Source organism: Pseudomonas sp. COW5 (genome assembly GCF_026240005.1).
Lineage (GTDB): Bacteria > Pseudomonadota > Gammaproteobacteria > Pseudomonadales > Pseudomonadaceae > Aquipseudomonas > Aquipseudomonas kribbensis.
In genome coordinates this window covers 1,047,490-1,071,373 of sequence record NZ_JAPHVP010000001.1, presented here as the reverse complement: position 1 = coordinate 1,071,373, position 23,884 = coordinate 1,047,490, and the positions used below count along the sequence as shown (strand labels likewise).

Annotated in this window: 20 protein-coding genes; 4 read left to right on the top strand and 16 right to left on the bottom strand. The window is 60.9% G+C overall.

The genetic code is table 11. The features are described from left to right. Window positions 1-108: 108 nt before the first annotated feature. Window positions 109-1,500, top strand: a complete 1,392-nt coding sequence (locus tag OQ248_RS04965; protein ID WP_265812196.1) for a Fic family protein — start codon at window positions 109-111, stop codon at window positions 1,498-1,500. Here the strand turns inward: OQ248_RS04965 and OQ248_RS04960 are convergent. The 3 genes from OQ248_RS04960 to plsB are packed head-to-tail and all read right to left on the bottom strand — an operon-like array spanning window position 1,497 to window position 5,166. Next, window positions 1,497-2,186, bottom strand: a complete 690-nt coding sequence (locus OQ248_RS04960; protein WP_248744291.1) for a DUF4197 domain-containing protein — start codon at window positions 2,184-2,186, stop codon at window positions 1,497-1,499. The two genes, OQ248_RS04965 and OQ248_RS04960, sit on opposite strands and share 4 nt — an antisense overlap. A 25-nt stretch (window positions 2,187-2,211) precedes the next feature. Next, complete coding sequence (locus OQ248_RS04955) at window positions 2,212-2,610, bottom strand: YbaY family lipoprotein (RefSeq protein WP_265812195.1); 399 nt, start codon at window positions 2,608-2,610, stop codon at window positions 2,212-2,214. Window positions 2,611-2,661: 51 nt separating this feature from the next. Then, on the bottom strand, window positions 2,662-5,166 hold the full coding sequence (gene plsB, locus OQ248_RS04950; RefSeq protein ID WP_265812194.1) for a glycerol-3-phosphate 1-O-acyltransferase PlsB: 2,505 nt from the start codon (window positions 5,164-5,166) through the stop codon (window positions 2,662-2,664). 237 nt (window positions 5,167-5,403) lie between these two features. On the opposite strand from plsB, the gene OQ248_RS04945 reads away from it, so the two are divergent. Further along, entirely contained in the window at window positions 5,404-5,613 is a 210-nt protein-coding gene (locus OQ248_RS04945) for a cold-shock protein (RefSeq protein ID WP_007954750.1), read from the top strand. Between the two features lie 138 nt (window positions 5,614-5,751). Here the strand turns inward: OQ248_RS04945 and OQ248_RS04940 are convergent, their stop codons facing one another. The 4 genes from OQ248_RS04940 to OQ248_RS04925 form a co-directional block, all read right to left on the bottom strand. Further along, window positions 5,752-6,129 carry a hypothetical protein gene (locus tag OQ248_RS04940; protein ID WP_007954752.1) on the bottom strand — a complete coding sequence of 126 codons (378 nt, stop codon included), beginning with the start codon at window positions 6,127-6,129 and terminating at the stop codon, window positions 5,752-5,754. Window positions 6,130-6,205: 76 nt separating this feature from the next. Next, the gene (locus OQ248_RS04935) at window positions 6,206-7,015 is read right to left on the bottom strand and encodes a putative RNA methyltransferase (RefSeq protein ID WP_265812193.1); all 810 of its coding nucleotides are present in this window, start codon (window positions 7,013-7,015) and stop codon (window positions 6,206-6,208) included. Further along, window positions 7,015-8,166: a succinyl-diaminopimelate desuccinylase gene (gene dapE, locus OQ248_RS04930; protein ID WP_265812192.1), complete on the bottom strand. Its 1,152-nt coding sequence runs from the start codon at window positions 8,164-8,166 to the stop codon at window positions 7,015-7,017. Before dapE ends, OQ248_RS04935 begins: the two co-directional genes overlap by 1 nt. Before the next feature lie 212 nt (window positions 8,167-8,378). Further along, window positions 8,379-10,970, bottom strand: a complete 2,592-nt coding sequence (locus OQ248_RS04925) for a glycosyltransferase (RefSeq protein WP_265812191.1) — start codon at window positions 10,968-10,970, stop codon at window positions 8,379-8,381. A gap of 273 nt (window positions 10,971-11,243) precedes the next feature. Between OQ248_RS04925 and tcdA the strand changes: the two genes are divergently transcribed. Next, window positions 11,244-12,062 (top strand): tRNA cyclic N6-threonylcarbamoyladenosine(37) synthase TcdA, encoded by an 819-nt coding sequence (gene tcdA, locus OQ248_RS04920; RefSeq protein WP_085702578.1) that lies wholly within the window; start codon window positions 11,244-11,246, stop codon window positions 12,060-12,062. Window positions 12,063-12,087: 25 nt separating this feature from the next. Here the strand turns inward: tcdA and OQ248_RS04915 are convergent, their stop codons facing one another. The 4 genes from OQ248_RS04915 to OQ248_RS04900 all read right to left on the bottom strand — a co-directional run bounded on the left by OQ248_RS04915 (window position 12,088) and on the right by OQ248_RS04900 (window position 15,177). After that, window positions 12,088-12,492 (bottom strand): SufE family protein, encoded by a 405-nt coding sequence (locus OQ248_RS04915; protein ID WP_265812190.1) that lies wholly within the window; start codon window positions 12,490-12,492, stop codon window positions 12,088-12,090. Continuing rightward, entirely contained in the window at window positions 12,489-13,694 is a 1,206-nt protein-coding gene (locus OQ248_RS04910) for a cysteine desulfurase (protein WP_265812189.1), read from the bottom strand. The genes OQ248_RS04915 and OQ248_RS04910 overlap by 4 nt, the downstream gene beginning before the upstream one ends. A gap of 108 nt (window positions 13,695-13,802) precedes the next feature. After that, the gene (gene dapD / locus OQ248_RS04905; RefSeq protein ID WP_265812188.1) at window positions 13,803-14,837 is read right to left on the bottom strand and encodes a 2,3,4,5-tetrahydropyridine-2,6-dicarboxylate N-succinyltransferase; all 1,035 of its coding nucleotides are present in this window, start codon (window positions 14,835-14,837) and stop codon (window positions 13,803-13,805) included. A gap of 31 nt (window positions 14,838-14,868) precedes the next feature. Next, a complete protein-coding gene (locus tag OQ248_RS04900; RefSeq protein WP_042607053.1) occupies window positions 14,869-15,177 on the bottom strand; it encodes an arsenate reductase in 309 nt (102 codons plus the stop codon). A gap of 260 nt (window positions 15,178-15,437) precedes the next feature. Between OQ248_RS04900 and OQ248_RS04895 the strand changes: the two genes are divergently transcribed. Beyond that, window positions 15,438-17,069: a Na+/H+ antiporter gene (locus tag OQ248_RS04895; RefSeq protein ID WP_265812187.1), complete on the top strand. Its 1,632-nt coding sequence runs from the start codon at window positions 15,438-15,440 to the stop codon at window positions 17,067-17,069. A gap of 24 nt (window positions 17,070-17,093) precedes the next feature. Here the strand turns inward: OQ248_RS04895 and OQ248_RS04890 are convergent, their stop codons facing one another. The 5 genes from OQ248_RS04890 to map form a co-directional block, all read right to left on the bottom strand. Then, window positions 17,094-17,852, bottom strand: a complete 759-nt coding sequence (locus OQ248_RS04890) for a hypothetical protein (protein WP_265812186.1) — start codon at window positions 17,850-17,852, stop codon at window positions 17,094-17,096. Between the two features lie 183 nt (window positions 17,853-18,035). After that, a complete protein-coding gene (locus OQ248_RS04885) occupies window positions 18,036-18,764 on the bottom strand; it encodes a M12 family metallopeptidase (RefSeq protein ID WP_265812185.1) in 729 nt (242 codons plus the stop codon). Window positions 18,765-18,931: 167 nt separating this feature from the next. Next, window positions 18,932-20,131, bottom strand: coding sequence for a succinyldiaminopimelate transaminase (gene dapC / locus OQ248_RS04880; RefSeq protein WP_265812184.1), 1,200 nt, complete (start codon window positions 20,129-20,131; stop codon window positions 18,932-18,934). A 43-nt stretch (window positions 20,132-20,174) separates the two neighbouring features. Beyond that, window positions 20,175-22,877, bottom strand: a complete 2,703-nt coding sequence (locus tag OQ248_RS04875) for a [protein-PII] uridylyltransferase (RefSeq protein WP_085712837.1) — start codon at window positions 22,875-22,877, stop codon at window positions 20,175-20,177. Between the two features lie 40 nt (window positions 22,878-22,917). After that, entirely contained in the window at window positions 22,918-23,700 is a 783-nt protein-coding gene (map, locus tag OQ248_RS04870; RefSeq protein ID WP_011332681.1) for a type I methionyl aminopeptidase, read from the bottom strand. Between the last annotated feature and the right edge of the window lie 184 nt (window positions 23,701-23,884).

The window sequence follows — 23,884 nt, the reverse complement described above, 5'->3', positions numbered from 1 at the left end:
ATGCTGCGGTGTCTCTTACAGCTTTTTCAGAATTTTCTGATATTGAGGCCGTCTGGTCTGGGTGTTGTACTCGGTTCTCTGTTTTTATGAGTGGTCGAGAGGTTTTTCATGAAGAAGCCGCCAGTATTGAAAGGACGGTCCGATCCGGTGTTCGACTTGTTGGCGCGGGCGCCGCACAAGCAGCATCTGGGGGATTATCTGGCGCTGCTCAAGCCTCTCGATGATCGGGGGCGTTATTTGTCTCTCGAGGATTTGCGCTATCGCTGGGCGCCGGGGCTGGACGCTCGTTTGTGTTGGGCGTTGGTGAAGAGGGCGAGGGCTGCGCAGTACATCAATCTCCTGCCATTGGGTGAGCCGCCGCAGTGGGGCAAGTATTTGCTGACGCCATCGGCCCGGAAAACCCTTTCGGCCGTCGATCTGCAGACGACTTCCGCTTCGCTGGAATGCATGACCGGGCAGATTGGCGAACGGTCGCATTTCAGTTATTTGCTCAATGATCTGATCGAAGACGAAGTGATCGCCAGCAGCCAGTTGGAAGGTGCGGCAACGACCACGCGAGTTGCCAAGGACATGCTCAAGTATCAACGGCAGCCCCGCACGCCGGATGAACGCATGGTCATGGGCAATTACAGGATGATGAATTTCGCCTGGGAAAACCGTTATCAACCCTTGAGCGTCGACTTGATTGCGGCAATGCATCGGGTGGGCGTCGAGGGGATCGATGACGCGCAATACAGTCCCGGTTTGTTCAGGACGAACGATGAAGTGGTGGTACAGGATGGCGAGGGCAACACGGTGCATACACCGCCGCCCGCTGTCGGGCTGGTGATGCGTTTGCAGAGGCTCATGCGCTGGATCAATCAGCCACTCGGTTCACCTCAAGAAAAGGACTACCTGCACCCGTTGATCAAGGCGATCACGCTGCATTTTTCTCTGGGCTACGAACATCCGTTTCGCGATGGCAACGGACGGGTTGCGAGGGCGTTGTTCTACTGGTTCATGTTCAAGCACGAGTTTTCGGCATTTCGCTACATTGCGATCAGTCCTTTGCTGCGCAATGCGCCGGTGAAGTACGGACGGTCGTATTTGCATAGCGAGGCCGATGAACTGGATCTGACGTATTTCATCGAGTTTCAGTGTTCGGTGATTCAGCGTGCGGTCAGTCGCTTCACGGATGTCTACCGCAAAAGCCTGGCGTTCACGGAAGACTTTGAGCGCTGGCTGATGGCGTCGGGTTTTTTCGAGCGGCTGACGCCAAGGCAGCGGGCGCTGTATCAGGTGGCCAAGAGCGGAGTGGCGAAGGAGTTTACGGCGAGCAACGTGAGGGAACACTTGGGTTGTTCTTGCAGCACTGCGATGTCGGCCCTGAATGGACTGGTCGAATTACAGGTCTTCGAGAAAAGGAAAATGGGCAGCGAGTGGGTGTTCTTTTTACGCAGTCCAGCCAGTGTGTTGAAGGACGGAAGCGAGTTGTCTCGCTCCCGTGCAGCGTTGGCCTAGAGGCTGCCAAACACCTTCTTCGCCAGACTCGTCGCCGCAGCGGCCGGGTTCTTGCGGATGGTTTCTTCCTGTTTGCCAATCATCTCGAACAGGCCGTTCAGCGCTTGTTCGGTGACGTAGCTTTCGATGTTGGCGCTCTTCGCGTCGACCACACCCAACGTCGCAGCCTGGCCGGCGAACGAGTTGTACTTCTGTGCTACGCCTACCTTGTCGGTCGCCTGTTTGACGATCGGCAGGAACTTGGCGCGGATTTGTTCGCGGCTGGATTTGTCCAGGTATTGGGTGGCGGAGTCGCTGCCACCGCTGAGGATGCCTTTGGCGTCGGCCACGCTCATTTTCTTCACGGCGTCGACCAGGATCGGCTGAGCCTGGGTCACGGCGGTTTCCGCGGCCTTGTTCATGGCGGTTTCCAGTTCATCGACCTGGGCGCCCATGCCGAACGCTTTCATCTTGCCGGCGACTTTGCCGAGTTTGCCCGGCAGTTCGATTTTTACGTCCGGGTTATTGCTGAAGCCACCGGGGGTGCCGAGTTGTTTGACGGCCAGTTGCGCACCCTGGGTCAGGGCATCCTTGAGGCCGCCGGTGGCGTCGCCTTGCGACAGGTCGCTGAGGGACAGGGCCATGGCGCTGGCGGAGATCATCAGGCCCGCACACAGGCCGGCGAAGCGAAGGGTAGGGCGGAGCATCAAGGCTTCCTTGTTCATAAGAGCGTTAGCGGGCGGCGTCGACGCGGATCTTCAGTGGCTGCGGATCCTTGCCATCAAGCTGCACGGCATGGTTTTCGGTGGTGATGAACATCAGCTCGCCGTTAACCTCGATGCGTGCGCTGACCGAGTAGCGGTGGCCGGGTTTGACCTGTGCCGGATCGTAGCTCAAATGGAACGGCAGCGGCACTTGTCCCTTGATCGGGCCTTTCTGTTCATCGAGCACGACAGCCGGCGCATCGGCCAGCGAAACGTCCTGCAGGCTTACACTCAAGGTCGCGCTTGGTGGCAGGGCGATGCGTTGCAGGTAGAACACTTCGCCGTCGAGGCTGGCCTTGCCGGCTGGCGAGGTCGATTGGCAGGCGCTGAGCAAAGTGGCTGCGGCCAGCAGGGATAGTTTTTTCATCGGATATCTCCATATCGACGGCGCCAGAAGAAGCCTGGCGCCTGTAGGAATTTAGTCGCTCTGCGCAGGGGTGGCGGGCTGATCGGCCGCATCTTCACTGCGATGCAACGCCACCTGACGGATCGACAATCGAATTTCCGCAGGCAACACCCGTTTCGCCGCACCTTCGGCCAGTTCTCCAAGCAGTTCGTGATAACTCAACTTGCCCGCTTCGTCGCGACGCAGAACGTCAAGATCGAGCATCGTCTGGATGAAGTGGCGGAACAGGCTCTTGTCGAAGAACTCCGGCGCGTTCAGTCCATGCAGGATCGACAGACGCTGGGCCATGACCGTGCACAGGTCTTCCAGTTCCTCAGCGCTGATGGTGTTCTGGCCGGCGTTGAGCAACAACGATACGGTCATGTAGAAGCGCTGCAGGGTCTGGGCGATGCTCTTCGACAGCAGAGTCAGAAGCACGAAATGCCGTGAGCTCGGCGCCGGGCGCAGGTACACGTCTTTCTCGAAACGCAGCAGGCCTTGTTCGACGAACGCCTCCAGCCACTGATCGATCACCGCATCCAGTTCGTCCAGGTTCCAGCGGATGAACAACTCCGCCTGCAGATACGGATACAGCGCACGGGTGTAGCGCAGGATCTGCTCGCGGCTCATGCGCGAAGTGCTCTGGAAGAAACTCGCGAGCAACGCCGGCAGGGCGAAGATGTGCAGCACGTTGTTGCGGTAGTAGGTCATCAGGACGGCGTTCTGTTCGTCCAGATAGAGAATCTTGCCCAGCGCATCGTTCTGTTCGGACAGCAGATCCATGTCCTTCACATGCTCGATCAACGCCCGGCCATCACCCTCCGGCAACGTGGTGTGCGGCGAGTACGGAACCTTGCGCAACAGCGCCAGATACAGATCCAGCACCCGCGCCATGGCCCGATCATCCAGTGCCAGACGAGTGGTCGACAGCAACGCCAGCGCCACCAGGTTGACCGGGTTGATCGCCGCCGCTTCGTTCAGGTGCTGCGCGACTTTTTCGCCGAGGCGATTGGTGGTTTCGTTGAGCCACGCCGGTTTGAACTGCGGGCCCAGCTCCTGCTGGCGCCAGCCCGGCTGCTCACTGTCGAGGAACTCCGCGAGTTTGATCGGTTCGCCGAAGTTCACCGCCACCTGGCCGAAGCGCTGCTTGAGCGCGCCGATGACTTTAAAGATGTCGAAAATCGATTCTTTCTTCTTGCTCGCGCCACGCAGTTCACCGAGGTAAGTCCGCCCTTCAAGCACGCGCTCGTAGCCGATGTACACCGGCACGAACACGATCGGCATCCGCGAGGACCGCAGAAAGCTGCGCATGGTGATCGCCAGCATCCCGGTTTTCGGTTGCAGCATGCGCCCGGTACGCGAGCGGCCGCCCTCGACGAAGTACTCGACCGGGAAACCCTTGGTGAACAGGGTATGCAGGTATTCGTTGAACACCGAGGTGTACAGCGGGTTGCCCTTGAACGTGCGGCGCATGAAGAACGCACCGCCACGACGCAGCAGACTGCCGATCACCGGCATGTTGAGGTTGATCCCGGCGGCAATGTGCGGCGGGGTCAGGCCGTTACGAAACAGCAAGTACGACAGCAAGAGATAGTCGATGTGACTGCGGTGGCACGGCACGTAGATCACTTCGTGACCTTGGGCAACCTTCTGCACGCCTTCGATGTGATTGACCTTGATCCCGTCGTAGATCTTGTTCCAGAACCAGCTCAGCACCACTTCCAGAAAGCGGATCGCGGTGTAGGTGTAGTCCGAGGCGATCTCGTTGCCGTAGCGCAGGGCCTGGGCCTTGGCTTTTTCCGGGGAGATGTTTTCGCGCTCGGCTTCATCGAGGATCGCTTGCCTGACCAGCGGCTGGTTGAGCAGACCTTTGACGAGGTTACGGCGGTGGGAAATGTCCGGGCCGATTACCGCAGCCTTGAGATTGCGGAAGTGCACCCGCAGGATTCGCTGAGCCATGCGCACGGTGCGCTCGTGGCCCTTGTTGTGTTCGATCAGTTCGCGCAGGTGGATCGGCGCGGAGAATTGCACGCGGGTCTTGCGCCCCAGAATCATGATGCTCAGCAGCCGACGCAGGCGCCCGGTGACGGCCCAGCTGTCGGCGAACAGCAGTTTCCACGGGCTGTTTTCGCTATCCGGCGACTGGCCCCAGAACACGCTGACCGGAATGATCTGCGCATCTTCGGCGGCATTCTGACTGAGGGCGCTGACCAGTCGGGTCAGGGTCGGCGGTGCGCCGCGCTTGTCCTGGCGGCCGAGCCAGTCCGGGTCCGGCGTCAGGTAGAAGAACGCCGCCGGTTCGATCAGTGAACCCACGGACACTGGCAACACCGGGCGCGGCAGACCGGCCTTGGTGCACTCGGTGTCGACCACCGCCAGATCGGTGAGCGATGGGTTTTGCAGGACGTAGAACACCGGACGACTGCGGTCGAGGTTGAGGGTGAAGGACGACTGGTTGATCGTCTCGGAGCGAACCCAGAGATACAACAGTCGGCGCAAGGTGCCAAACACAAGACGGCGGAACGGGGAACGGGTCATACGGCTTCTGCGTGAGTGGATAAACCGAGCGTTTGCTCGGGCGGTCGACAGTTTGCCGGATTACTCGAAAATCGGCAAAAAAGCGGCGAAGTAATCTCCTGTTGAGAGTTTTGCCGCCTGTCATATACTCGGCGGTCTGTCGCCGGGGCCCTTTTATGGACGTCGGACGCAGGCTGACGTTCCGCAAAGGCTTTCCTGCGAAAAGCCTGTTCAATAATAAAAAAGGAGTATGAACAGATGGCAACACGTGAAACCGGCAACGTGAAGTGGTTCAACGACGCCAAGGGCTACGGCTTCATTCAGCGCGAAGACGGGGTGGACGTGTTCGTGCACTACCGCGCGATCCGCGGTGAAGGCCACCGTTCGCTGACCGAAGGTCAGCAGGTTGAATATGCGGTGGTGGAAGGGCAGAAGGGGTTGCAGGCCGAGGATGTTGTAGGCCTGTAACGCAAATCTTCAGAACACCGAAAATCATTGTGGGAGCGGGCTTGCTCGCGAATGCGATGTGTCAGTCAGCATTGATATCGACTGACACACCGCATTCGCGAGCAAGCCCGCTCCCACATGGGTTCTGTGCTGCTGGTTTTACGCAGTTTTCCAGGTGATCTCTTCTTCACCGTCGGCGCTGATCCGGATCCAGCGATCCGCCGTTTCCTCACCTTCTTCCTCGACCCACGTCCCCGGCGCGCAGCGCACTTCGACGTTCAGCGCGGCAAACGCTGCACGGGCGCAGGCGATGTCGTCGTCCCATGGCGTCTGGTCGCTTTCCAGGTACAGGCTGTTCCACTTGCCCACGGCTTTCGGCAGCCAGGTCACCGGGATGTTGCCGGCCTTGCACTTGTAGGTCTGACCTTTCTGTACCCAGTCGCTGCACGGGCCAAGGGCGGCGCCCAGCCAGGCGGAAATGGCCTTGTGGTCGACGTCGGCGTCTTTCAGGTAAATCTCGATGTCCGGTTGGCGCATGGATATCCTCACTGCGGGTCTGAAAAATCCATTCGCGGATTTAGCCGGCCCCGGGCTGCTTGCCCGAGTCCAAAAGTTATTGAAGAACGAAATAATCGTAGCGCATCGACACGGTGGTCACGAACGGCTCGGTCTGCTCGATCACCGCCGCACGGCGCTCGGCACTGGCGCGCCAGCCGTGGGGTGTCATCGCCAGCAGGTTGGCACGATCCTCGGGCTTGTCCAGCGTCAGCTTGAACTCGAGGGTTTCACTGTGCGCCAGCGCCATGCCTTCCGGCACCAGGGCCAGGTGCTTGTCGTCGGTGTATTCGCGCACTTCGTCGTACAGGCGTTCGCGCAGCTCCATCAGATGGCCGCTGGTCGGGCCGACTTTCATCAGGCCACCGCCGACGCTGAGCAGGCGCTTGGCCTCTTCCCAGTCCAGCGGACTGAAGACGCTGGCCAGAAACTGGCAACTGCCGGAAGCCAAAGGCACACGGGCCATGCTCGCAATCAACCACGTCAGCGAAGGATTGCGTTTGCAGGCGCGTTTGACCGCTTCCTTCGAGATATCCAGCGCGTAACCGTCAGCATCGGGCAAAGCCTCGGCGATCTGCGCGGTGTAATAGCCCTCGCCACAACCGATATCGACCCAGCGGGCCGGCGCATAACTGGCCGCCAGTTCCGCCAGGCGCTTGGCCACCGGCGCATAGTGGCCGGCGTTCAGGAAGTCGCGGCGGGCCTCGACCATCGCCTGATTGTCGCCGGGATCGCGGCTGTTCTTGTGCTGCACCGGCAGCAGGTTCAGGTAACCCTGACGCGCACGGTCGAAGCGGTGGCCGGCGGGGCAGACCACGCCGTTGTCCACCGCGTTCAGCGGTTCATTGCAGATCGGACACGCAAGCATCAGGCGAGCAACTTGATCAGGGTCTGGTAGTAGATCTCGGTCAGCACGTCGAGATCGGCCGCCAGCACGCGCTCGTTGACCTGGTGGATGGTCGCATTGACCGGGCCCAGTTCAACAACCTGCGTACCCATGGTCGCGATGAAACGGCCATCGGAGGTGCCGCCGCTGGTGGACGCCTTGGTCTCGCGACCGGTGATCTGCTTGATGCTCGACGACACTGCATCGAGCAGCGCGCCCGGCTCGGTGAGGAACGGCAGACCGGACAGCGCCCAGTCGATGTGCCAGTCCAGGCCGTGCTTGTCGAGGATGTCGGCGACGCGTTTCTGCAGGCCTTCGACGGTCGATTCGGTGGAGAAACGGAAGTTGAACAACGCCACCAGATCGCCCGGAATCACGTTGGTCGCGCCGGTGCCGGAATTGACGTTGGAAATCTGGAAGCTGGTCGGCGGGAAGAAGTCGTTGCCGTGATCCCAGTGCTCGGCGGCCAGCTCGGCCAGGGCCGGGGCAGCGAGGTGGATCGGGTTCTTCGCCAGGTGCGGATAGGCCACGTGGCCCTGCACGCCGCGCACGGTCAGTCTGGCGCCGAGGGAGCCGCGACGACCGTTCTTCACCACATCGCCCACCAGCGTGGTGCTCGATGGCTCGCCGACGATGCACCAGTCCAGACGCTCGTTACGGGCTGCCAGACGCTCGACCACAGCCTTGGTGCCGTGATGCGCCGGGCCTTCTTCGTCGCTGGTGATCAGGAACGCGACCTTGCCCTTGTGATCCGGGTAGTCGGCGACAAAGCGCTCGGCTGCCACAGTCATCGAGGCCAGGCTGCCTTTCATGTCTGCCGCGCCACGGCCGCAAAGCATGCCGTGTTCGTCGATCACCGCGTTGAACGGGTCGATCTGCCAGGCGGTCACCGGACCGGTCGGCACCACGTCGGTGTGGCCGGCGAAGCACAGCACCGGGCCGTCGTTTTTGCCGTGAGTCGCCCAGAAGTTATCCACATCTTCGATGCGCATCGGCTCAAGGGTGAAACCGGCATCGCCCAGGCGCTGCATCATCTGCTTCTGGCAATCGGCGTCGACCGGCGTCACGGACGGACGGCGGATCAGGTCGATGGCGAGTTGGAGGGTCGGCGAAAGGTCGGCGTGGGCCGTCATGGAAAACTCCGGATGCTGTAAATGTGGGAGCGAGCTTGCTCGCGATGACGATGTCCTGTTCAACATAAGTGTTGAATGTGACGGACTCATCGCGAGCAAGCTCGCTCCCACAGGTCTGGTGGCAGGCCATCGGGGCCTTGGCCCTGCAAAATGGCGGTTATCTTAAAGCAAAACGGCGACCATTGGCCGCCGTTTAGTGCTTCGTCGAGGAATTAGACGACAGGTGCCGGTTCAGGTGCCGCCGAAGGTTTCGGCAGCGACGACAGGAACGCCATGATCAGCGCCGCCACGTACGGCAGCGACTGCACCAGCAGCATTGCCACCCAGAAACGCATGTCGTTGCTCGGAATGCCCTGCACCAGGTAAATCCCCAGCGCCGCGCCCCACAACAGCAGCATGATGAACAGCTCTTCCCGGGCCTCGGAAATCGCCACCCAGAAGCCATGGTTGTCGGCGTTTTTCGGCGTGCGGAAGAACGGAATGCTGCTGGTGAAGAAGCCGTACAGCACCGCCTTGGCGATGGTGTGCGACAACGCCAGGCCGGCCAGTGCCGCGCAGAACGCATCCTTGAGGTTCACGCCCACGGCGCGACGGTACAGGAAGATGATCTTGCCGACCTTGAACACGAACAGCGCCAGCGGCGGGATCGCGAAGATCAGCAGCGGCGGGTCGACCCGTTGAGGCACGATGATCATCGCCGCCGACCACAACAGCGCGCCGACGGTGAAGAAGATGTTCATGCCGTCGGCCACCCACGGCAGCCAGCCCGCGAGGAAGTGGTAACGCTGGCCGCGAGTCAGTTCGGTGTCTTTGCCGCGCAGCAGGCTGCGGGTGTGGCGCTTGATGATCTGGATCGCACCGTAGGCCCAGCGGAAACGCTGTTTCTTGAAGTCGATGAAGGTGTCCGGCATCAGGCCCTTGCCGTAACTGTCGTGGTAATACGCCGCCGACAGGCCTTTCTCGAATACGCGCAGACCGAGTTCGGCGTCTTCACAGATGCACCAGTCGGCCCAGCCCAGTTCTTCCAGAACCGAACGCCGGGTCATGGTCATGGTGCCGTGCTGGATGATCGCGTCGCGGTCGTTGCGGGTGACCATGCCGATGTGGAAGAAACCTTTGTATTCGGCGTAGCAGAGCTTCTTGAAGGTGCTTTCGTTCTGGTCACGGTAGTCCTGCGGCGACTGCACCACGGCGATTTTCGGGTCGGCGAAGTGCGGCACCATGTGCTTGAGCCAGTTCGGATGCACGCAGTAGTCGGAGTCGATCACCGCGATCACTTCGGCGTCCTTGGCGGTGTGCGGGATCAGATAGTTCAGCGCGCCGCCCTTGAAACCGGCCAGGGGCGAAACGTGGAAGAACTTGAAGCGCGGGCCGAGGGTTTCGCAGTAGTCGCGCACCGGCTCCCAGACCGCCGGGTCCTTGGTGTTGTTGTCGATGATCAGGACTTCGAAGTCCGGGTAATCGAGGTTGGCCAGGGCGTTGAGGGTCTGTTTGACCATCTCCGGCGGCTCGTTGTAGCAAGGCACGTGGATCGAGACTTTCGGGCGGTAGTCCGAATCGCCGACCACCGGCAGGAATTCACGGCGACGCTTGTGAATCCACACCGCCTCCGCCAGTTCGTGGGCCTCGGTCAACAGCACGATGAACACCCCGAGCGCACCGAGCGCCAGCAGGAAACCCACCGTCAGGCTGAACCACGTGCTGTATTGCTGACTGTAGTCGTAACCGATCCACACCAGCACCGAACCGCAGAGGAACGCGATAAAGGTCAGGAATGTACGGCCGCGCTGACGAAGGGCCGAGCCGTCAATCATCAGCAGGGTCAGCGACAACAGCGCCAGTACCACCGAACCGATGGCCAGCACGCGCCATTGCGGGATCGCCACCACCGGGCCTTCGAAGTTGAATTTCTGCTGGCGCGCGGCGTTGAACACGCCCCAGTAGGCGCCGACCGAACCTTCGTCGCTGGCCTTCCACGGCTGGTCAAATGCTTCGATCACGAAGTAGTTGAAGCCCTGGCGGTTGAGTTTGTTGACCAGCGTGCGCAGGTAGATCGCCTGATCCGCCGGCGACGCATCGGCGCCACCGCGCATGCGGCCGTTGCTCGGCCAGCCCACTTCGGACAGCAGCAGCGGCTTTTTCGGGAACATCTTTTTCAGGTCGCGGGCGCGGTCGAAAACGAACTGCCCGGCCTTGTCCACCGGAATGAATTCCCAGTAAGGCAAAACGTGCGCGGCGATCAGGTCGACGTGCTTGGCCAGTTCCGGGTGTTCTTCCCAGACGTGCCACTGTTCGGAGGTGGTCACCGGCACTTTCACCGCAGCACGCACGCGGTCGAGCAGCACGCTGAGTTCTTTGGCGGTGATTTCCTTGCGGAAGATCGCTTCGTTACCGACCACCACACGAACCACGCTGCGTGAGGTGTTGGCCAGTTCGATGGCACGGGTGATTTCCCGTTCGTTGCGTTCCTGGTCGGGGCTGATCCAGATCCCCAGGGTCACGCGCAGGCCGAATTCTTCAGCCAGTTTCGGGATGTCTTGCAGGGAACCGTCGACCGAGTAGATGCGGATGTTGTCCGTCAGCTTGCTCATGATCTCAAGGTCGCGGCGCATTTCGTCGTCAGTCGGATACTGATCCTTCTGCGGGAACTGTCCTTGCTGGAACGGTGAATAGGAGAAACCGGAGATCTGCTCCGGCCAGTTCGGCGCGGAGACGGGGCGGTTGATCAGCGCCCAGAAACCGGTGAACAGGGCGGCGATTGCCAGAACCACCACCAGGTTGAGTCCAAATTTACGCGATGACATAGCTGTGTCGGGTTCCAAGGTCTGTGGAACGAAGGGTCGGCTGGTTGACGCCTGAGGGCGCGCATCCTACACCGGCAGTTCGCCGAGTCCTACAACAGACAGGGAAATGCCGGACGTTGGGCAATCCAACCCGACTTAAGTTCTTTCGTTTCAGCATGTAAGGCAAATCTTTGTTACGTGCAGCTTTAATTAAAGCAGGCAGGTTCGCCGTTCATAGCGCAAAGGTGCTCTTGGCCGCCGACGGCCCTATAATGCGCGCCGGTTTTTGGGGTAATGGTCATGAGTACAGAAGATCCGCGCTTTGCAGGCATCGCCCGTTTGTATGGCATTGAAGGGATGGAGCGTCTGCGCGCCGCCCACGTGGCGATTGTCGGCGTTGGCGGCGTCGGTTCCTGGGCGGCGGAAGCCATGGCCCGTTGCGGGGTGGGCGAGATTTCCCTGTTCGACCTCGACGATGTCTGCGTCAGCAACGCCAACCGGCAGTTGCACGCGCTGGACAGCACCGTCGGCAAACCCAAGGTCGAGGTGATGGCCGAACGTCTGCGCGGGATCAACCCGGACTGCAAGGTGCACGCCGTGGCGGACTTCGTCACCCGCGACACCATGGCCGAATACATCACGCCGAACATCGACTGCGTGATCGACTGCATCGATGCGGTCAACGCCAAGGCCGCGCTGATCGCCTGGTGCAAGCGCCGCAAGATCCAGATCATCACCACCGGTGGCGCCGGCGGGCAGATCGATCCGACGCTGATTCAGGTCTGCGACCTCAACCGCACCTTCAACGATCCGCTGGCTTCGAAAGTGCGCTCGACATTGCGCCGCGACTATGGCTTTTCGCGCACCGTGACCCGTCACTACAGCGTGCCGTGCGTGTTCTCCACCGAACAGCTGCGCTATCCGAAACCGGACGGCAGCATTTGCCTGCAGAAGAGTTTTGTCGGCGACGGCGTGAAGCTGGACTGCGCCGGCGGGTTTGGCGCGGTGATGATGGTAACGGCGACGTTCGGTATGGTCGCGGCGACCAAGGCTGTGGACAAGATTGTCGCAGGCGTCCGGCGCCCGGCGGATCGGGTCAAGCCTCAGGCCTGAAGCAGAGGGCTGCGCAGCAGCCCTTTTACTGCGCCAGCTCGTTCATCCGCTGCAACACGGCATTCAGGCCATTGCTGCGCGATGGCGACAGCTGTCGCGACAACCCCAGTTGATTGAACCAGTCTGGCAGATCCACCTGCTGCAACTCCCCGGCGGTCAAACCGTTGACCCGCAACAGCAACAACGCCACCAATCCGCGAATCATCCGCGCATCGCTGCTTGCCGCGAACTGCCAGTGGCCATCGCGCAACTCGCCGACCAGCCACACCTGACTCTCACAGCCATGCACCCGGTTGGCCTCGCACTTGTCCCCATCGCTCAACGGCGGCAGGCGATCACCAAACTGCATCAGAAAACGCGCCCGTTGTTCCCAGCCGGCGGCGTTCTGAAAGGTTTGCAGGGCTTCGGCAGCCTCGACCGGCAGGCTCATCGCAACAACTCCAGCGCCTGATCCAGCGCTTCAAAGAAGCGCTCCAGATCTTCGGAGTCGTTATAGAGCGCCAGCGACACACGAATCGCCCCGGCCAGTTCGAAGTGCTTGAGAAGCGGCATCGCGCAGTGGTGACCGGCACGCACGGCGATGCCCTGTTCGGTCAGCAAATGCGCGAGATCGGCGTTGTGCACGCCTTCGACGACAAAACTGGCCAGCGCCAGTTGTGGTTTGCCCAGCAGGCGAATGCCATTGCGAGCGGCGAGGCCACGCAACAGGTAGTCGTGCAGCGCGGCTTCGTGGGCGGACACGGCGTCCAGATCCAGACCGGCGAGGTAGTCGAGGGTTGCGCCGAGGCCGATCACGCTGGCAATCGGCGGCGTTCCGGCTTCGAAACCCAGCGGAGCAGGGCGGAAACGGGATTCGTGATAATTGGCTTCCAGTACCATTTCGCCGCCGAACTGCCACGGACGCAGTTGTTCGAGCGCTTCGTTGCGCCCGAACAGCACGCCGAGGCCATCGGGGCCGTAAAGCTTGTGGCTGGAAAACACATAAAAGTCGCAACCCAGTGCCTGCACGTCATGGCGGCCGTGGACCACGCCTTGAGCGCCATCAACCACCGTCAGCGCGTTTTGCGCCCTGGCCATCGCCAACAGCGCCGGCAACGGTTGCCAGGCGCCGAGCACATTGGACAACTGGCTGACCGCCAGCAGGCGGGTGCGCGGACCGATCAGGTGAACGGCGGCGGCGAGGTCGATCACACCGTCATCGTCCAGCGGCAGGATCACCAGTTTCAGGTCGCGACGTTGTGCCAGTTGCTGCCACGGCAGCAGGTTGGCGTGATGCTCCAGGGCGCTGATGACAATTTCATCGCCCGGATGGAAAAGATGTTCCAGGCCATAAGCCAGGAGATTCAGCGCGCTGGTGGCGCCGTGGGTGAAGATGATCTGCCCGCTGTCACCGGCATTCAGCCACTGGGCGACCTTCAGGCGACTGTCCTCGAACGCCTGCGTGGCGTGAGCGCCGGGCAAGTGTTGCGCACGGTGCACGTTGGCCGCGCCATTGGCGTAGTAATGCGCCAGCGCGTCGAGCAGAGCCTGGGGTTTTTGTGTGGTGGCGGCGTTGTCCAGATAGGTCTGGTCTTGCCGTTGCAGGGCGGCGATGGCCGGGAAATCGGCGCGCCAGGGGGAGGGAATCATCATGTGGTATACGCCTGACCCTGTGGGAGCGAGCCTGCTCGCGAAGGCGTCCTTGAGGACGCCAAAAAGCTTCGCGAGCAGGCTCGCTCCCACAGGTTATCAATGTGCTGCTTAGTTGTGAGCGTGCAGCGCTTCGTTCAGTTCGATCGCCGATTTGTGGGTCTTGCATTCCACAGCGCCGGTTTCCGAATTGCGGCGGAACAGCAGGTCGGTCTGGCCGGCCAGTTCACGGGCCTTGACCACTTTGACCAGGTTGTTGTTTTCGTCCAGCAGCGCCACCTTGGTGCCGGCGGTCACGTACAGGCCCGACTCGACGGTGTTGCGGTCGCCCAACGGGATACCGATACCGGCGTTGGCGCCGATCAGGCAGCCTTCGCCGACCTTGATCACGATGTTGCCGCCGCCCGACAGGGTGCCCATGGTCGAGCAACCGCCGCCCAGGTCCGAACCCTTGCCGACGAACACGCCAGCGGAGACGCGGCCTTCGATCATGCCCGGGCCTTCGGTGCCGGCGTTGAAGTTGATGAAACCTTCGTGCATCACGGTGGTGCCTTCGCCCACGTAGGCGCCCAGACGCAGACGTGCGGCGTCAGCGATACGCACGCCGGCCGGAACCACGTAGTCGGTCATTTTCGGGAACTTGTCCACCGAGAACACTTCCAGCAGCTCGCCGCGCAGACGGGCTTCGAGTTGCAGCTCGGCCAGTTCGCTCAGGTCGATGGCGCCCTGGCTGGTCCAGGCTACGTTCGGCAGCAACGGGAAAATCCCGGCCAGGCTCACGCCGTGCGGCTTGACCAGACGATGGGACAGCAGGTGCAGCTTCAGGTACGCCTCAGGGGTGGAGCTCAGTTGAGCGTCTTCAGCCAGCAGGGTGGCAACCAGCGGCTTGTGGCTTTCGGCCAGACGGGTCAGCAGTTTGCCCTGGACGGCGTCGATGCTTTTCACGGCTTCAGCCAGTTGTGCGGCCTGTGCGGTGGTGAAGCTGATGGCCTGGTTGCCTTCGGTGTAACCGAGGATCGGTGCAACGGCAGCGACCAGTTCGGCCGAAGGATTGAGCAGCGGCTGGGCGTAGAACACTTCCAGCCATGCGCCTTGACGGTTCTGGGTGCCGACGCCGAAGGCGATACTGAACAGGGAGTTGGACATGTGAATACCTCTACAAAAAGTGACGGGCTGCTTACTTGAGCGCGGCCGCGTAGATATCTGGCTTGAAGCCAATCAGGGTTCGGTCACCGAGATCGAGCACCGGGCGCTTGATCATCGAGGGTTGAGCGAGCATCAGTTCGATGGCTTTCGACTGGTCGAGATCGGCTTTGCGTTCGTCGTCGAGCTTGCGAAAGGTCGTGCCTGCGCGGTTCAACACCGTTTGCCAGCCGTGTTCGTCACACCATTGGGTCAGGTGTTCACGGTCGATGCCGGCGGTTTTGTAGTCGTGGAAGTCGTAGCTGACAGCGTGTTCATCGAGCCAGGTGCGCGCCTTCTTCATGGTGTCGCAGGCTTTGATGCCGAAAAGGTGCAACGTTTTGCTTGAAACGGTCAAGGAATCGCCCCCTTTACAGGTTGCCGGAAAGAAAAGGTGACGGATTATGCCACGACCGGACGGTTTCGGCGTCGCCGCTGGCCGGGGTTTGTCCCATTGTCACTGGCCGCCGTCCACCGATGTGCGACATAGGTGCAACGGTCAGCCACAGCCTAAGCGGCTAATATGGCAGTTCAACGCTGTCGATTGTCCGGGATTTCCGCTTTATGCAAACCGCTTATACCGTCCTGATCCTGCTGATGCTGGTCAGCGTTTCGCGTCTGGTCGGACGGGTCATCCCGTTGCCGCTGCCTTTGGTGCAAATTGCCGCCGGGGCCTTGCTGGCCTGGCCAACACTTGGCCTGCATGTGGCTCTGGATCCCGAGCTGTTCCTGTTTTTGTTCCTGCCGCCGCTGTTGTTCTCCGATGGCTGGCGCATGCCCAAGCGCGAATTGTGGCGCCTGCGCGGGCCGGTGCTGACGCTGGCGGTCGGGTTGGTGCTGTTTACCGTGGTCGGTGCCGGCTATTTCATTCACTGGCTGTTGCCGACGATTCCATTGCCGGTGGCCTTCGCGCTGGCGGCGGTGCTGTCGCCCACCGACGCCGTGGCGGTGTCTGCGATTTCGCAGAACCGCTTGCCGACACCGCTGATGCACATGCTGCAAGGCGAAGCGTTGATGAATGATGCTTCGGGTCTGGTGACCTTCAAGTTCGCTCTGGTGGCGGCGGTTACCGGTGCATTCTCGTTGGCCAATGCGAGCCTGACGTTTGTGCTGGTGGCGGTGGGCGGGTTGGCGGTCGGTGTCGCGCTGAGCTGGCTGGTGGGCCGTTTGCGCGCATGGATGATCGCCCGGGGCTGGGACGATCCGGCGACCCACGTGGTGTTCATGTTGCTGCTGCCGTTTGCCGCTTATGTGCTGGCCGAACGGCTCGGCGCGTCGGGCATTCTCTCGGCGGTGGCGGCGGGGATGATGCAGAGCTGGCTCGACCTGCTGCCGCGTCAGACCAGCACCCGCTTGCTCAACCGCAGTGTCTGGTCGTTGCTGGAGTTTGCCTTCAACGGTTTGATCTTCCTGCTGCTCGGTCTGCAATTGCCGGACATCATCAAGGCGGTGGTCAGCCACGAAACCTCATTGTGGCCGACGCTGCTTTATCGTTGCCTCGACGTGGTGGCGATATTCCTTGCCTTGGTGCTGCTGCGCTTCATCTGGGTACAAAGCATCTGGCGTCTGTCCGTGCTGCTGCGCCGTTTGCGCGGCAAGGGTGAATTGACTCAAGTGCCCACCGCCCGATCCTGCTGGCTGCTGACCGTCGGCGGGGTGCGCGGTGCGGTGACCCTGGCGGGCGTAATGTCGGTGCCGATGCTGATGGGCAACGAGGCCTTTCCCGAACGTGATCTGCTGATCTTCATCGCCGCCGGTGTGATCCTGATGTCGCTGGTGGCAGCCTGCATCGCCTTGCCGTTACTGCTGCGCGGGATCCAGAAAAGCCCCGACGACAAGCGTCGCCAGGAGGTCCGCGACGCCTGGCGCAAGACCGCCGAAGCGGCGATCCATGCGCTGGAGGTCGAAGAGGTCAATCCGCAGGACGCTGCGCAAGCGGCGCTGTCGGCCGAGCTCAAGGCGCGAATCATGTCCGAGTATCGCCATCAACTGGAGGTGTTCAACGACTCGGCCGAAGCCCAGGCGCTGGCATTCCAGATGGACCTGCTTGAACGCCGCCTGCGTCTCAAGGCGCTGCGCGCGCAACGCCTTGAGTTGTACAGCCTGAGCCGTCAGCACCAGATCGGCGATGACGTGTTGCGGGAGGTGTTGGGCGAGCTGGATTTGAGTGAGGCGAATCTGGGGCAGGTCAAGTAATCGCATTGACCTGCCCCGTGCTGATTACGCCGTTTGTGCAGCGGGGTAGGGATAGGCCTTCGCCATGAACGCCTTGTCCTTATCGCTGAGCACCAGATTCAGATCGATCTTGAAGTCGCCGTGGGTCCATTTCTGGCGCACGGCGTAATGCATGATCGATTTCGGATCGTAAGGCGAGTAGTCGAAATCGCTCGCGTCGAGCAGGTTGAAGTACCGTGCATCGACAGATCGGCGGGCGTAGTCGTCTTCGTCGGCGTTTTCGTCCACCCAGTGTGCAGCGTAGACCGCAGGCTTGTTCCAAGGGATGTTCGACTCGGGATGCAGGTGCTCATGTTCGGCGCCCAGGGCATGTCCGAACTCATGCATGACATTGGCGGCGAACACTGCCGGGGCGAGGCGGTGCTCCGGGGACAGCCTCATGGTGGGCTCTTCTGCTTCGATCAGCAGCGCGTTGGTTCCGATCATCGACCAGTAAATGCCGGGTTCGCTGCTGATACGGATATCCCCTGACTCGCCCTCGACAAAATCGAATGTCAGGTTGATATGGGGCAGCCAGTTGTTGGCCGCAGCTTTGACGGCATCCTTGAACGCTTGATCACCACTCAGGAACGCGATGCGCAAGGTCCGGCCTGGTGCCCAGAAGTAACCGTGTTTCCCGACGGCTCGTTTTTTACGAGTGGATGCCGAAGTTTTTTCATTGGCTGGGTTCTCGTTGATCGCGACTTCATAAGCGCGTTGGAACGAAACCGTTTTTTCTGTAAGGCAAAGTGTTGCGGGGTTCATGCTAAGTGTCCGTGCTGATGTTGATTCCATAGGCTGTTATTTATTCCGAGAAAGTTGAGCCGGATAACAGGATGGTGAAAGTTAAGGGAGAGTGCGGGGTTAATGAAGTCGGGTTGTGTTGCGTGATATTGAAAGTTCGCCAGGTGTTGCGCCTGGCGAAATTTGTGTGTCGACAACAGTTGTTTATTTTGGATAAAGCAATCGCATCAGTCGTTTGTCTTTTCTACTGATCCGGCGGTTGATCGGTACCTCCCAGTTCCCCATCGTCAATGTATTTGCCACCGGATGATGCATGATCGATTTCCGGTCGTAGGAGGTGTAGATCGCGTCCAGTGTGTCGAAGGATGCGAACAGGTTCCTGTCGACTTGCTCCTCGGTGAGCGGGTTCATTTCCCGACTCTTGTAGAACTCGTAGACCTTTGGCTTATCCCACGGAATATTCGCCCTTGGGTGCTGATGTTCATGCATTGCACCTAATGCGTGGCCGAATTCGTGGATCACGATTACCTCGAAGTCTTCATGTTCCGGTTTGACTCCAAGATTCATGGTGGGGTGGTCGGGGTGAATCAATAGAGCGTCGGTGCCCAGCATCGAACTGTTGTTATTGTTTTTTGTTGCAATCCGGATGTCGCCTTTCAAGTCGTCGACAAATTCAAACTTCAGGTTGATGTGCGGCAGCCATTGCCTGGCCGCAGCGATAATCCTGTTCTTGTGGTCGGCATCCGGTGAATCCATGAAGGCAACTTTCAAGGTTCGGCCGTTGGCCCATAGTTTCGAATAGTTAACGACGGAGCGTTTACGTCGAGTTCCGGAGCTTGTACCGGCATTGGCAGGGTTTTCATTGATGGCTGCCGTATAAGCGGCTTGATCATCGGGCCATTGAATGAGTTGGCAATCCAGCAGATCGTTCATTTGCACTTCTTCCTTGAAGTTTAAGTTTTGAGTTTGTCTGGGCGCAGAGATGGGCGCGGCTCAAGACTAACGTCTGGCCGGAGGGTAGGTGAGATAAATAGTTGGAGGATCTGTAACCCGATGTATGAGGCGCCCTTGCCGGATTGCCCGGCACGGGCGTTCAGGCGTTACTTGTGACGCAGTACGAAGTCACGGATACGCTCGGCCGCTTCCACGCACTCCGCCAGAGGTGCGACCAGCGCCATGCGTACGCGCCCGGCCCCCGGGTTGACCCCGTCGACATCCCGGGACAAGTACGAACCCGGCACCACAGTGACGTGCTCTTCGGTAAACAGATCGCGGCAGAACGCGGCGTCATCGCCTTGCACATTCGGCCACAGGTAGAAGCTGCCATCCGGACGCTGCACATCCATCACTGGGCTCAGGATGGCCAGCACGGCGTCGAACTTCTCGCGATACAGCGCACGGTTGGCGCGCACATGCACTTCATCGTTCCACGCGGCAACGCTGGCCAGTTGGGTCTGAACCGGCATCGCGCAACCGTGGTAGGTGCGATACAGCAGGAAACCCTTGAGGATGTCGGCATCTCCGGCAACGAAACCGGAACGCAGGCCCGGCAGGTTCGAGCGCTTGGACAGGCTATGGAACACCACGCAGCGTTTGAAGTCCTTGCGACCCAGTTCGGCGCAGGCGCTGAGCAGGCCTGGCGGTGGCGTCTGTTCGTCGAAGTACAGTTCGCTGTAGCACTCGTCGGCGGCGATCACGAAGTCGTATTCGTCGGCCAGGGCGATCAGTTTTTTCAGCACGTCGACCGGAATCAACGCGCCGGTCGGGTTGCCCGGCGAGCACAGGAACAGGATCTGGCAGCGTTTCCAGATGTCCGGCGATACCGCGTCGAAGTCCGGGTTGAAGCCGTTTTCATCCAGGCATGGCAGGTAGTGCGGCTTGGCCCCGGCGAGGAACGCCGCGCCTTCGTAGATCTGATAGAACGGGTTCGGGCTGACCACCAGCGCGTCGTCGCCACGGTTGACCACGGTCTGGGTAAACGCGAACAGCGCTTCACGGGTGCCGTTGACCGGCAGCACGTTGCGCGCCGGGTCGATCCAGCCGCTCGGCACGTTGAAACGACGCTCGCACCAGGCGGCGATGGCTTCGCGAAGGGCAGGGATGCCGAGAGTGGTCGGGTACACCGCCATCTGATCCAGGTTGTTGGCCAGCGCTTCGGCGACAAAGCTTGGCGAACGGTGTTTCGGCTCGCCGATGGACAGCGCGATCGGGCGCTTGTCCGGGTTCGGCGTGACGCTGCCGAGCAGGGCGCGGAGCTTTTCGAACGGGTAGGGCTGCAACTGGGTCAGAGCGTTGTTCATCGGTGCGGGGTCTCGTGCAAAGCGGTTGAATCCGGGCGCGTAATCAAATGCTGATACGCGACAGTTTGATATCGGGTTCCTGATTGACGCTGAGCTGCTCGACGATGGCATCCTGCAAACGGCTGCACAGCAGCGGATCGGACAGCGGCTGATTGTGGGCGTCGGTGATGAAGAACACGTCTTCCACCCGCTCGCCCAGGGTGGCGATCTTGGCGTTCTGCAGCGACAGATCGAACTCCAGGAAAATCCCGCCGATCCGGGCCAGCAGGCCCGGGCGGTCGGGGGCGGTGAGTTCCAGCACCGTCACCGGACGCTGGGCGTCGTTGTGGATCGTCACCTGTGGTGCGAACGCAAAGTGCTTGAGCTGGCGCGGCACCCGACGCTGGATGATGGTCGGGTAGTCGTCCGGGTTGCGCAAGGCTTCGGTCAGGCCGTCACGGATCTGCTTGATCCGCAGTGGATTGTCGCCGATCGAATCGCCATCGGTGTCGAGCACGATATAGGTGTCGAGGGTGAACTGGCTGCTGGACGTGATGACCCGGGCGTCGTGAATGTTCAGGTTGAGCTGGTCCATCGCAGCCACGGTCACGGCAAAGAAATCGTGCTGGTCCGGGGCATAGATGAAGATCTGCGTACCGCCCTCGAATTCGCGCTGGGTGGTTTCCTTGATCAGCACCAGCGGGCCGCCGTCGGCTGGCTGCTGGAGGATCGCATCGCTGTGCCAGGCCACGTCGCCGGCGGTGTGACGCAGGAAATAGTCGTCGCCCAGTTGCGCCCACAATTGCTCGACGTCGTCCGGATCGGTGCCGCCGCGCACCAGAATGTCCAGCGCTGCGCTCTGGGTCTGGCGGATCTGTTCTTCGCGATCCACCGGGTTCTCCAGTCCGCGACGCAGGGCGCGCTTGGTCTCGGTGTAGAGCTGGCGCAACAGGCTGGCGCGCCAGGAGTTCCACAGGGTCGGGTTGGTCGCGTTGATGTCGGCGACGGTCAGCACGTACAGGTAGTCGAGGCGGGTTTCGTCGCCGACGATCTGGGCGAAGTCATGGATCACCTGCGGGTCGGACAAGTCCTTGCGCTGGGCGGTGGTCGACATCACCAGATGGTTCTGCACCAGCCAGACGATCAGGCGGCTGTCCCACACTGGCAGTTGATGGCGCTGGCAGAACGCCTCGGCATCCACTGCGCCGATATCCGAGTGGTCGCCGTGCCGGCCCTTGCCGATGTCGTGGTACAGGCCCGCCATATAGATCAGTTCGGGCTTCGGCAGTTTGGCCATGAGCTTGGCGGCCAGCGGGAATTTTTCCGATACCTGTGAGTACTGCAATTTGCGCAGGTGTTTGATCAGGTTCAGCGTGTGGGCATCGACCGTATAGATGTGGAACAGGTCGTGCTGCATCTGCCCGACGATGAAACCGAATTCCGGCAGGTAGCGCCCGAGAATGCCGTAGCGGTTCATTCGTCGAAGATTGCGGTGGATGCCGATCTTGCACTTGAACAGCTCGATGAACAGGCTGGTGTTGCGGATGTCGTTGCGGAAGTTGTCGTCGATCAGGTGACGGTTTTCCCGCAGCAGGCGAATGGTGTCGGCGCGTACGCCCTTGATTTCCGGCTGCTGGGCCATCAGCACGAAGATCTCGAGCATGGCGAACGGCGTGCGGCGGAATACGTTGTCGTTGCGTGCCTCGATGTAACCGTCGTGCAGCTGGAAGCGCGAGTTGATCGGCTGCGGCGGCGCTTCGTCTTCCGGGGCGAGGATGACTTCCTCGAAGTGCTGGATGATCAGGTCGCTGAGCTGGGCGATGCTCATCACCACGCGGAAGTACTGCTGCATGAAGTTTTCGACGGCCTGCTTGGCGTCGTCACCTTCAAATCCCAGCAGCCCCGCAATGGTGCGCTGGTGATCGAACAGCAGGCGGTCTTCGGAGCGGCCAGCCAGCATGTGCAGGGCGTAGCGTACTTTCCAGAGGAATTCCTGGGACGACGCCAGCAGGGCGTTTTCACTCTCGACCAGGAAACCTTCGCCGGCCAGGGCGCGCAGGTTCAGGGTGCCGTACTGACGCCGGGCAACCCACAGAATTGTCTGGATATCCCGTAGTCCGCCGGGCGAGCCTTTGACGTTGGGTTCCAGGTTGTATTCAGTGTCGTTGTATTTGTGGTGGCGGGCCTTCTGCTCGGAGCGTTTGGCCAGGAAGAATTCCTTGCTCGGCCACATGTGGGCGGTGCTGGTGACATCGAGCATACGCTGGCGCAAACGCTCGGGGCCGCAAATGGTGCGGCTTTCCATCAGGTTGGTGACCACCGTCAGGTCGGCGCGGGCCTCTTCGGCGCACTCGTCCACCGAGCGAACGCTCTGACCGACTTCCAGGCCGATGTCCCACAACAGCGTCAGAAAGCGCTCGATGGAATCACGGAAGATTTCGTGGTCGGCGCTGTCCAGCAGGATCAGCAGGTCGATGTCGGAATAGGGGTGCAGCTCACCGCGACCGTAGCCGCCGACCGCGACCAGCGCGATGTCGGCGTCTTCGCTCCAGTTGAACTGGTCCCAGGCCTTTTGCAGGATGTTGTCGACGAACCAGGCGCGATCCTCGATCAGCCGCCGGATGTCGCGGCCGCTGCGAAAGCGTGCATCGAGCACTTCGCGGGCCTGGCGGATCGCCTTCTTGAACGCCGCGATGGGACTCGCTTTCAGGGCCAGTTCAGCCTGGAACTGGCCGCGGTCGAAGAGTTCGGGATCCACCTGCGGCATCGATTGGCTTTCCTTCTATAGGCTGGGAACGGTGTCTGGATCAGGCCGAGATGCGCGGAATGGTGTCGTCGCTGCGCAGGGTGAAGATCTCGTAGCCGGTGTCGGTGACAAGCAAAGTGTGTTCCCACTGTGCCGACAGCTTGCGGTCCTTGGTGATCGCGGTCCAGCCGTCGCCCAGTACCTTGGTGTCGGCCTTGCCCTGGTTGATCATCGGCTCGATGGTGAAGGTCATGCCGGCCTTCAGTTCCATGCCGGTGCCGGCGCGGCCGTAGTGCAGGATCTGCGGCTCTTCGTGGAACACCTTGCCGATGCCGTGACCGCAGAATTCGCGCACCACGGAGAAACCGTTCTTTTCAGCGTGCTTCTGGATGATCTCGCCGATGTCGCCGAGGCGGCAGCCGGGTTTGACGATCTCGATCGCCTTGTACATGCATTCCTGGGTGACCTGGGACAGACGCTCGGCCCAGACCGGTACGGTGCCGACGTGGAACATGCGGCTGGTGTCGCCGTGGTAGCCGTCCTTGATCACCGTGACATCGATGTTCAGGGTGTCGCCGTTTTTCAACGGCTTGTCGTTCGGGATGCCGTGGCAGACCACGTGGTTGATCGAGGTGCAGATCGACTTCGGGTAGCCCTTGTAGTTGAGCGGGGCAGGGATGGCTTTCTGCACGTCGACGATATAGTCGTGGCAGATCTGGTTCAGCTCATCGGTGGTCACGCCCGGCTTGACGTGTTCGGCAATCATTTCCAGCACATCGGCGGCCAGTTTGCCGGCGACACGCATGCCAGCGATGTCCTCGGGAGTTTTGAGGGTGACGGTCATACAGGCTCTCTCTGCGCTCGACGGCGCTTGCTGATACGGACAGGGCGGCGGTTTTCGCCTGGCAGCCCTGAAAAACGCGATTCTAACAGACCAAAGGCGCAAATCCGCGCCTGCGTGCATCGCTTCTCTCTATACAATAGTGCGCGCAAGGCCGATTCCAAGGGGCCGGCATCCATGTCCCTGA

Coding starts and splice junctions, on each gene's coding strand:
- map (WP_011332681.1), bottom strand. CDS start 23,700: ATGACCGTCACCCTCAAAACTCCCGAGGACATCGCTGGCATGCGTGTC.
- OQ248_RS04885 (WP_265812185.1), bottom strand. CDS start 18,764: ATGAACGATCTGCTGGATTGCCAACTCATTCAATGGCCCGATGATCAA.
- OQ248_RS04910 (WP_265812189.1), bottom strand. CDS start 13,694: ATGATGATTCCCTCCCCCTGGCGCGCCGATTTCCCGGCCATCGCCGCC.
- OQ248_RS04915 (WP_265812190.1), bottom strand. CDS start 12,492: ATGAGCCTGCCGGTCGAGGCTGCCGAAGCCCTGCAAACCTTTCAGAAC.
- OQ248_RS04965 (WP_265812196.1), top strand. CDS start 109: ATGAAGAAGCCGCCAGTATTGAAAGGACGGTCCGATCCGGTGTTCGAC.
- OQ248_RS04935 (WP_265812193.1), bottom strand. CDS start 7,015: ATGCTTGCGTGTCCGATCTGCAATGAACCGCTGAACGCGGTGGACAAC.
- dapD (WP_265812188.1), bottom strand. CDS start 14,837: ATGTCCAACTCCCTGTTCAGTATCGCCTTCGGCGTCGGCACCCAGAAC.
- OQ248_RS04925 (WP_265812191.1), bottom strand. CDS start 10,970: ATGTCATCGCGTAAATTTGGACTCAACCTGGTGGTGGTTCTGGCAATC.
- dapE (WP_265812192.1), bottom strand. CDS start 8,166: ATGACGGCCCACGCCGACCTTTCGCCGACCCTCCAACTCGCCATCGAC.
- OQ248_RS04955 (WP_265812195.1), bottom strand. CDS start 2,610: ATGAAAAAACTATCCCTGCTGGCCGCAGCCACTTTGCTCAGCGCCTGC.
- OQ248_RS04875 (WP_085712837.1), bottom strand. CDS start 22,877: ATGCCGCAGGTGGATCCCGAACTCTTCGACCGCGGCCAGTTCCAGGCT.
- OQ248_RS04890 (WP_265812186.1), bottom strand. CDS start 17,852: ATGAACCCCGCAACACTTTGCCTTACAGAAAAAACGGTTTCGTTCCAA.
- dapC (WP_265812184.1), bottom strand. CDS start 20,131: ATGAACAACGCTCTGACCCAGTTGCAGCCCTACCCGTTCGAAAAGCTC.
- OQ248_RS04895 (WP_265812187.1), top strand. CDS start 15,438: ATGCAAACCGCTTATACCGTCCTGATCCTGCTGATGCTGGTCAGCGTT.
- OQ248_RS04945 (WP_007954750.1), top strand. CDS start 5,404: ATGGCAACACGTGAAACCGGCAACGTGAAGTGGTTCAACGACGCCAAG.
- OQ248_RS04900 (WP_042607053.1), bottom strand. CDS start 15,177: ATGAAGAAGGCGCGCACCTGGCTCGATGAACACGCTGTCAGCTACGAC.
- plsB (WP_265812194.1), bottom strand. CDS start 5,166: ATGACCCGTTCCCCGTTCCGCCGTCTTGTGTTTGGCACCTTGCGCCGA.
- OQ248_RS04940 (WP_007954752.1), bottom strand. CDS start 6,129: ATGCGCCAACCGGACATCGAGATTTACCTGAAAGACGCCGACGTCGAC.
- OQ248_RS04960 (WP_248744291.1), bottom strand. CDS start 2,186: ATGCTCCGCCCTACCCTTCGCTTCGCCGGCCTGTGTGCGGGCCTGATG.
- tcdA (WP_085702578.1), top strand. CDS start 11,244: ATGGTCATGAGTACAGAAGATCCGCGCTTTGCAGGCATCGCCCGTTTG.